At 69.0% G+C, this 8,065-nt stretch carries 9 protein-coding genes and 2 pseudogenes; 1 reads left to right on the forward strand and 10 read right to left on the reverse strand.

Features of this window, described 5'->3' with window-relative positions; translation table 11 throughout:
- Positions 1 to 44: 44 nt before the first annotated feature.
- From D581_RS0135785 to D581_RS0135815, 8 genes and pseudogenes are all read right to left on the reverse strand, one after another.
- Positions 45 to 1,574, reverse strand: a complete 1,530-nt coding sequence (locus tag D581_RS0135785; protein WP_106434506.1) for an NHL domain-containing protein — start codon at positions 1,572 to 1,574, stop codon at positions 45 to 47.
- 11 nt (positions 1,575 to 1,585) lie between these two features.
- The gene (locus D581_RS1000000142440) at positions 1,586 to 2,035 is read right to left on the reverse strand and encodes an asparagine synthase-related protein (protein ID WP_469219554.1); all 450 of its coding nucleotides are present in this window, start codon (positions 2,033 to 2,035) and stop codon (positions 1,586 to 1,588) included.
- Positions 1,971 to 2,396 (reverse strand): hypothetical protein, encoded by a 426-nt coding sequence (locus D581_RS1000000142445; RefSeq protein ID WP_026291212.1) that lies wholly within the window; start codon positions 2,394 to 2,396, stop codon positions 1,971 to 1,973. The genes D581_RS1000000142440 and D581_RS1000000142445 overlap by 65 nt, the downstream gene beginning before the upstream one ends.
- Positions 2,397 to 2,444: 48 nt before the next feature.
- Positions 2,445 to 3,032 carry a DDE-type integrase/transposase/recombinase gene (locus D581_RS1000000142450; RefSeq protein ID WP_026291213.1) on the reverse strand — a complete coding sequence of 196 codons (588 nt, stop codon included), beginning with the start codon at positions 3,030 to 3,032 and terminating at the stop codon, positions 2,445 to 2,447.
- A gap of 116 nt (positions 3,033 to 3,148) precedes the next feature.
- A complete protein-coding gene (locus tag D581_RS1000000142455) occupies positions 3,149 to 3,766 on the reverse strand; it encodes a hypothetical protein (protein ID WP_158688666.1) in 618 nt (205 codons plus the stop codon).
- 37 nt (positions 3,767 to 3,803) lie between these two features.
- A pseudogene (locus D581_RS1000000138835) lies at positions 3,804 to 4,564 on the reverse strand (TnsA-like heteromeric transposase endonuclease subunit).
- A gap of 108 nt (positions 4,565 to 4,672) precedes the next feature.
- A pseudogene (locus tag D581_RS1000000142460) lies at positions 4,673 to 4,928 on the reverse strand (IS256 family transposase); the annotation flags it as partial.
- Between the two features lie 10 nt (positions 4,929 to 4,938).
- Positions 4,939 to 5,829: an NAD(P)-dependent oxidoreductase gene (locus tag D581_RS0135815; protein ID WP_018961915.1), complete on the reverse strand. Its 891-nt coding sequence runs from the start codon at positions 5,827 to 5,829 to the stop codon at positions 4,939 to 4,941.
- Positions 5,830 to 5,877: 48 nt separating this feature from the next.
- Here D581_RS0135815 and D581_RS0135820 point away from each other — a divergent pair, with 48 nt between their 5' ends.
- Positions 5,878 to 6,228, forward strand: coding sequence for a winged helix-turn-helix transcriptional regulator (locus D581_RS0135820; protein WP_018961916.1), 351 nt, complete (start codon positions 5,878 to 5,880; stop codon positions 6,226 to 6,228).
- A 134-nt stretch (positions 6,229 to 6,362) separates the two neighbouring features.
- On the opposite strand, the gene D581_RS1000000142465 is transcribed toward D581_RS0135820, so the two are convergent.
- Positions 6,363 to 7,664, reverse strand: a complete 1,302-nt coding sequence (locus D581_RS1000000142465) for an IS5 family transposase (protein ID WP_486585920.1) — start codon at positions 7,662 to 7,664, stop codon at positions 6,363 to 6,365.
- Between the two features lie 142 nt (positions 7,665 to 7,806).
- On the reverse strand, positions 7,807 to 8,065 hold a 259-nt coding region (locus D581_RS0135835), incomplete at its 5' end, for a transposase (RefSeq protein WP_018961918.1).

Consider the following 8,065-nt stretch of genomic DNA (forward strand, 5'->3'; position numbering starts at 1 on the left):
GTCCGAGTGGTCAGGGGCGTCGCCGCCCCTGACCACTCGTGCGTTCACACCGGGAGCAGCTGCCACTGGCGGTCGCGGTGGTCGCCCTGGGCCCCGTACTGCTTGATCACCGTCGGGGCGTTGGTGTCGACGCGAAGAAGCAGACCGCTGTTTCGGTTCGCGATCTCATAGACCCGAGGGGTGTCGGTCACCGCGCCCACCGGGATCAGCCGCCACTGCTGGTGCTCGGCGTCGCTGCCCTCGTACGCTCGCTGCGCGACCACCGCCCCGTCCACGGTGCCTCCTCCGACCACCTCCAGGACCTTGCCGCTGCGCAGGTTCTCGATCCGGTACAGGACCTCGCCGTCGCCCTGGCCCGTCGCGATCAGCCGCCACCGCTGGTGCGCCCGGGGAGAGGTGAGGGACTGGTGGATCTCGGCCCCGTCCTTGGTGGACTCACGCAGGACCCCCATCCGCAGCCTGCTGCGCACGTTGGCAAAGGAGGCCACGGTGCCCGACTCGGGCAGCCCGGCCATCTTCGCCGACGCGATCTTGCGGACGCGGTGGTTGAAGTGGTCAGCGATGTAGAGGTTGTCGACGCAGTCCACGGCGAGGCCGAACGGCTTGTTCAGCTGGGCCGAGGCCGCTGGGCCGTCGTCACCGCCGTATCCTGCGGCGCCCGTTCCCGCGACCGTGCTGATCGTCCCGTCGGACACGACTTTCCGGACCCGGTGGTTGTTGTAGTCGGAGATATAGAGGGTGCCGGTGCTGTCCACCACCACCCCCAACGGGAAGTTCAGCTGGGCTGAAGTTGCCGGACCACCGTCACCGCCGAAGCTTCCGACGCCGTTTCCCGCGACCGTGCTGATCGTCCCGTCGGACGCGACCTTGCGAACCCGGTGGTTGCCGGCATCGGCGATGTAGAGCTCGTCCGCCCCGTCCACTGCCAACCCGTACGGGGTCTTCAGCTGAGCCGAAACCGCCGGCTCGCCATCTCCCTTGAAGCCCGCGGCCGCGGTCCCCGCCACTGTGCTGATGTTCCCGTCAGCTGTGACCTTACGGACCCGGGAGTTCCTGTGGTCGCAGATGTAGAGGGCCCCGGTGCTGTCCACCGCCACTCCCAACGGGTAGTTCAGCTGGGCCTTGGCGGCCGGACCGCCGTCGCCGCTGAAACCCGCGGTTCCCGTGCCGGCGACGGTGCTGATCCTCCCATCGGGCGTGATCTTCCGGACCCGGTTGTTGGCGGAATCGGTGATGTAGACGGTGCCTGTGGTGTCCACCGCGATCTCGCGCGGGCTGTTCAACAGAGCGAGGGCGGCAGGGCCGTCGTCACCCCGGTAGCCGGCCCCGGCCCCGGCAACCGCGCTGATCTTCCCGTCGGTCGCGATCTTCCTGACCCGGTGGTTGTAGAAGTCGGAGAAGTAGAGGGTCCCGGTGCTGTCCACCGCGATCCCGTACGGACGGTTCAACTGAGCGGAGAGGGCCAGTTCGTCGTCCCCTGCGAACCCCGCGACCCCGGTCCCCGCGACCGTGCTGATCCGAGGTGCCGAGTCCTCGCTGCCGGTGGCTGCCGCCTGTGGAGTGCTCACTGTCATCCCTTCACCGTTCACCGACCGCCCACTACAGCCGGTTGTCGATCGATTCCAACAAGACATGCGGGCATGCGGTCGGCAAAGTCACCAACGGGTGTCTCCATGAATCGCGTTGACGGAGGCCGACCCACATCGGCTGCGGCTCGCCGCCGGTGCCGAGAGGTGACAAACGGGCGCGGCGAGCTGCGCAGTCGATGATCTGCGGCGGACACTTGCTCGCGGTGGCAGTCTGGGTAGCCGGCGAACAATTCGTCCGCCCCTTCTCCGGTCAGGGCGCAGAGCGAGAGCCTGCCTACAGGTCGGACCGTCGGTCGGAATGGGCCGGCTCCGTCCCCTCCGGGCTGCTCGGGAACGCCGCAACTGTCCCTTCCCACTCGACGTTGCAGTGACGTCCGGCGGCTAGCTGGACGATGAAGGAATGAGGCGGGGTTGGCGGTTCCGAAGTGTGTCAGCTGATCTTGCATTTTCCGGCTGTCGGTGCGGCAGGCCGGAGTCGTTCTCGTCGGCGGCCCGGCGCATCTTCGCGACCGCTTCCTTCATCAGGTCGTCGGTCCGCTCGCTGTGCCAGACGGTGCCCTCGCGGGAGAGGTCGTAGGGGTCGTAGTGCACCTCCCAGAGCCCGCGTTTGGCCGAGTGCCCGGAGTGCTGGCGCCGCCACGGCCCCAGCTGGGGCGCATCGTAGGTGCGGTGGCCGATGCGGATGCCGTAGTCGTTGATCGCCCGCCAGGCCACCGGCAGCAGCTCCAGGTAGTCCTCCCCGCGCAGCACCAGCGGCAGGTAGCCGGCCGCCGCGACCAGGGAGACGTACTTGTCGTTCGGCGACACCGCTTTCCCCGGCCGGAACGGAACGCGCAAGGCGTCGTGCGGCCTGGCCTACCATCCGGCCAGCAACCACTTCTCCAGCAGTTCCTGGAGTTCGGGAATCGTCCAGACCGCGGCCTGCTCGATGCGATCACCGCGACGGGTGACGTCCCGGCCCGTGTAGCCGGCCAGGTGCTGGCAGAACAGCGTGTTGATCGCGGAGAACGTCGCCTCCACCACCCCTTTGTCCGTCGGCGTGCGCGGACGAGCCCGTTGGACGGAGATGCCCAGGCGTTCGCAGGCCCGCACGAAGGTGTCGGAGATGAACACCTTCCCGCCATCGATGACCACGGTGTCCGGCACGATCACCGGCTTCGCGGCTGCCTGGTCCATTCGCGCGTCGACGTCGAGGAGCTCGCGGTGTGGCAACCGTGAGGATGCCATCGCCAGACTCGCCGACCAGCCCGGCCGCATCGGCTCGGGAACCAGCATCCGCGCCAGCAGCAGGGATGCGTCCACCGCCTTGGTGCCCACCGGTCGCAGCACTGCGGCGCAGATAGTGCGGGTGGCGACATCGACCGCGATCGTCAGGTCCGCCCGCGCGGTCACCCCGGAGTCCAGGACCACCATGACGTCCAGCGGGGTGGAGTCGATCTGCACCTGTTCCCCGGGCCGGTCCGCGAACGTCGGCGTGAACGGCCCTTCCGGCCGGTTCGCCGTCTGCCGCCGGGTGACCGCCGAACCGAAGGAGTGCCGACCCGAGGAGAGCGCGTCGATCAGCCGGGAGAAGGTGTTCCGACTCGGCAGGGGTAGGCCCCCTCCACGTGGGTGGCCTCCACCAGCTTCACCGCCCTCCGGATCACGCGTGCCCGCGTCCCGGTCGAGACCTGCGTCTGGTCCTCCAGCACCTGGCGGACCGCCGCCACCACCCGCGCATCCGCCCGCCCGGTCGCCTCCTTCACCCGGACCAACCGCTGATCGACCAGCCCCCACAACCCCTGCCGGGCATAACGCGACCGCTTGTCCATCACCGTGCGCAGGCTCACCCCCAGCTCGTCGGCCTTCGCTTGGGCCCGCTCCACCACGCTCCGTGCGACGGGGTCGTACTCACTGCGCGGAGTCGTGCCCGGCTCGGCGCTGGGCGGCAGGCCGGTTTCCACCTCCACCACGTGCCGCTGCCACTTCACCGCCGCCGCCCGCGCCGGTTCCGGCAGCGTCTCCAGCAGACCGACCGGTTCCATCTCAGGCAACGGCTCGACACCGGTAACAGCGAAGTCGGGCGCCGCCATCAAGTACGAGGCCAGCACCACCGACTCTGTCCCGCCGGCCGACCGCAGTCGCACCGCCGTCCCGGCCAGGCCCACCACCTGATGGTCGTCACCGTCGAAGCTCACCCAGTCGCCCGGCCGCAGCACCGAGCCCCGCCCGCGGTCACCGGATCACCCCCGACGAGACGAGCGTTCCGGCGCTCAGCGGTTGCGACATCTCCGCCGTCAGCTCGTGCGACCACAGCAGGTGAAACAGCACCGGTAACACCGCCAACGGCTCACCCGCCGACGCGGCGCCGTCCATCAGCGCCAGCGGCTCGGCGAACACTTCCCGCAACCGCGTGGCAGCCGGCTCCACCCGGTGACGGGGGTGCCGGTAACCCGCCAGCCACCGGACGTTGCGGACCACCACCGGGTCCGGGGCCCCCACCAGCCGGAACTCCACCCCACCTCGGCGCAGGCCGCCTCGGTCGCGTCGAACTTCGCCACGTCCCGAGGCCGGCGCCGCTCGGCCGGGCGGCAGTCGACGACCACCGCCGCCCCGTCGTCGCGGCGCGCGAAGCAGTCAGGCGCGTGTGACACCGGCCGCCCGCCCGAGGCCGCCCAGAACAGCCAGAACGGCTGGGAGGAGATCCCCACCACCGCCGGATCGAAGTCCAGCAGCATCACTTGGTCTCGCTCCAGCCACGACTCGTATCCCACGTGACCGCCGGTCGTCGCCGACCACCACCGGCCCGGCAGGTTGCGCTGTCGGCGGTACGAGGTGAAGGCGCGTACGGGAAGAGCGTGCTCGAACGCAACAGCCCAGACATCCGCCAGCGGCCGGCGCAACTCCGTACCGTCCGGCGCGACGTACGCGACCTCGAACCCGGTCTCCGGCGGACCAACAGATCCACCCAGCAAGACCTCCAACGCATGCACCACTTCCGGCAACCCCGCCCTTGATGCAAGGTCACATGGATCACTGCAAGATCAGATGCAGCTTAGGGGCTGTCCGGCGGATCACACTTCGGGGTCGAGGGACCGGAGGTCGTAGACGTAGTCGGTGCCGAACAGGTCGCGGTCCTGGAACGCCGCGTGGCCACTGGGCGGTCAGCCGGGTGACTGTGGCCGGGGACAGCCCGGCGTCGCCAAGCCGAGGAACTGCTCCAGCGCGGGTACGAAGTCACCGGAGGACAGGCCGTGCATGTGGAGCAGCGGCAGCACACCTCGGCGATCATCGGGACTTCCGACACCACGGCGGCAGGACCGTCGAGGAGAACCGTCTGCGCTCGCTGGTGGCCTCATCTTGAATCAGGTCACGAGCGACGCCCGAGCAGTTCGGTGACCCGTGTGAACCCGTCTGCGCCGTGGCCGCGTCCGATGGCTCGGCGGGCCAGGCCTTCTGCCGCGCGCATCACGCCGGCTTCGATGCCGTGGGCCTCTGAAGTGTGAACGATGTGGGCCATGGACGACGCTGCCGAGGTGAGAGGGTTGCCTTCACCGGAGAAGATCCCGCTGTCCACGTCGTCCGCGAGCCCTTCGAAGATGGGCGGGAGGATGTCCCCGATCCCCTTGGCGAACGGGGCGAGCTCTCGCGCGGTGATCCCTTCCGCTCGCGCCACCGCCAAGGCGTGGACGTAGCCCGCCATGGCGGTCCAGAAGATGTCGAGCAGCGCGATGTCGTAGGCCGCCGCCCGCCCGATGTCCTCACCGAGGTGGGTATGAGTGCCGCCCAACGTCTGCAGGACGGGCTGGTGCTCGTGGTAGAGGTCCTGCGGGCCGCTGTGGATGAACACCGCGGCCGAAGTGCCGATGGTCACGGTGGGCGTCATGATGGCGCCGTCCAGGTAGCGAACGCCGTGTTCGGATGCCCATGCCGCAGTGTCCCGGGCCCTGTCCGGCGTGTCCGCGGTCAGGTTGACCACTGTGCGCCCCTTGATCGCCTCGGTGACCGTCTCGCGCCGCAGAATGGTGTTCACCGCGTCGTAATTCACCACGCAGACAACTGTGAGCCCGCTCGCGGCAACTGCTTCCTCGGCCGACCGGGCGCTGACCGCGCCCTGCGCGACCAACTCCCGGTCCCGGCCCGGCGTTCGGTTCCAGACCGTGGTGCGCAGGCCGGCATTCAGGAAGGCAGCCGCGAGGGCTCGGCCCATCGGTCCCAGACCGAGGACGGTGACGGCAGACTGTTCAGCGTGTACGGGCATGACTCAACTCCGTGGATGTATCTCGAGTTTGTAGTGGAAGGGGTGGAAATGACACGCAGTCGCGCTCAGGACCTGGACGTCTGCGGAGTGACCGCCGCGATCGCGGTGATTGACGGGAAGTGGAAGACCACTCTGCTGTGGCTGCTGGAATCCGGTCCGCACCGACCTGGCGAACTGCGCCGACGGCTGCCCGGCCTCAGTGAGAAGGTGCTGACCCAGGCGCTGCGCGAGATGGAGGCCGACGGTCTGGTACTCCGGCAGGTGCACGACACGCTTCCGTTGAAGACTTTCTACTCCTTGACCGAGTTCGGACGGGAACTGTCCGAGGCGCTGGCTCCTGTCTCGGACTGGGGCCATCGGCGCCTGCAGAGGCTCAGCGACGCCCGTTCCGCTCCCTGACACATCGCAAATCACCCCCGTCCCGGCCGGATCCGGTGGCCGTCCGGCCGCCCTCCATCAGGATCACCCGGTCGGCGGTCGACGCCTAGTACCCACAAAAAGGTGGGTACTAGGGTTTGTTGCGACAGTGATGGTCAAAGCCACTCGTTGATGGCTGCGACCAGCACTGTCGCCTCGTAGCGCACGGCCGACTTGTCGTATCTCGTAGCCACTGCGCGGTGCCGTTTCAGCCGGTTGATCCCGCACTCCACCGCGTGGCGCTCCTTGCAGTCCTGCTTGTCGAAGGCTGGCGGCCGGCCGCCTCGGGAGCCGAGCTTCTTGCGGTTGCGGACCTGGTCGGCCTTCTCGGGGATGGTGCATCCGATCCTGCGTCTGCGCAGGTAGGAGCGGTTCGCGCGTGAGCCGTAGGCTTTGTCGGCACGAACCCTGGACGGTTTGGTGTGCGGTCGTCCGGGACCGGTGCGGGGGACGCGGATGCGTTCGAGGACAGGCTGGAACTGCGGACTGTCGTGCCGGTGCCCGGCAGTGATCAGCAGCGACAGCGGCTTCTGCCCCTGCTCGGTCGCGAGGTGGATCTTCGTAGTCAGGCCGCCTCGGGAGCGTCCGAGGCCATGGTCGTCCGGCTCGGTGTCGATCCCGCCGGGCGGCTCGCGCTGCAGATCCCCTTTTTTACGCGCGCCGGCGGCGTGCTGATGGGCATGGCAGACAGTCGAATCCACGCTCACATCCCAGGTGATCAGACCCTGCGCGTCGGCCCGGACCTGCAGTTGCTCCAAGATCCGCTTCCAGGTGCCGTCGCGCTGCCACCAGGCGGTGGCCCGGGTCAGGAAGCCGGCGCAGGTGGCGGCCTGCTCGTCGGGCAGGGTCTCGGTGTAGGCCAGGCGGGAGTGGTCGTCCAGGGCGGTGTGCAGGCAGAGGTAGCCGCGGCCGGCGCGGGTCTGGTTCTTGCGGCCGGCTGCCCGGCCCAGGGCCCTGTGGCCGCCGCCGTCGGGGATGCGGCCGAGTTTCTTGACGTCGATGTGCACCAGTTCGCCGGGCCGGGAGCGTTCGTAGCGGCGCACGGGTTCGCCGGTGGCGCGGTCCAGTGCGGCCAGGGGCGGCATCCGGTGGCGTTGCAGGATGCGGTGGGCGGTGGAGGCGGCGATGCCGGTGCGGGTCGCGAGCCGCACGGGTCCGATGCGGTGTTCGCGGCGCAGGCGGACGACCTGCTCCTCGACGCCGGCCGGGGTGCGGCGCGGCGAGTGGTGCGGGCGGCTGGAGCGGTCCTGCATCCCGGCGGTTCCGTGCACCCGGTAGCGGTCCGCCCACTGCCGGGCGGTGGTGTGGCTGACCTGAAAGCGTTCCGCCGCTCTGCGCAGCGGCCAGTGGTTGTCGACGACCAGGCGGGCCAGACGCAGCCTGCCGGTCGGTGTCAGCGGGGCGTTACGGTGGCACACGAGGGCCTCCTGCCAGTCGGCGTAGATGTCGCAATCCACACCGAAACCAGAAGGCCCTCACCCACGCAAGCCCCCGTCACCAACGTGCCGGGACAACACACCTAATGTCCTGCGCCGGAAATCTAAGGTCTAAGAGGACGTCTCACGTGGTGACTTTCGCAAGTCTTTTGTAGCAGGTCAGGGCTGCGGCGAGGCCGAGGAAGGCAAGGAAGTGGCTGCCCTTTCGTTCGTACCGGACGGTGAGTCGGCGGTAGCCGAAGAGCCAGGAGATCGACCGCTCGATCTTCCAGCGGTGCCGACCGAGCTGCTCGCCGGACTCGATACCGGGACGGGCGATCCGCGCGATGAGGTTCCGGCTGCGGAGCCAGCGGAGGTGCTCCGCGGAGTAGTACGCCTTGTCC

The sequence above is a fragment of the Streptomyces sp. CNB091 genome (assembly GCF_000377965.1).

Excerpts from the sequence above, each read along its gene's own strand:
- D581_RS0135785 (WP_106434506.1), bottom strand. The coding sequence starts at position 1,574 with ATGACAGTGAGCACTCCACAGGCGGCAGCCACCGGCAGCGAGGACTCG.
- D581_RS1000000142440 (WP_469219554.1), bottom strand. The coding sequence starts at position 2,035 with ATGCAAGATCAGCTGACACACTTCGGAACCGCCAACCCCGCCTCATTC.
- D581_RS0135815 (WP_018961915.1), bottom strand. The coding sequence starts at position 5,829 with ATGCCCGTACACGCTGAACAGTCTGCCGTCACCGTCCTCGGTCTGGGA.
- D581_RS0135820 (WP_018961916.1), top strand. The coding sequence starts at position 5,878 with ATGACACGCAGTCGCGCTCAGGACCTGGACGTCTGCGGAGTGACCGCC.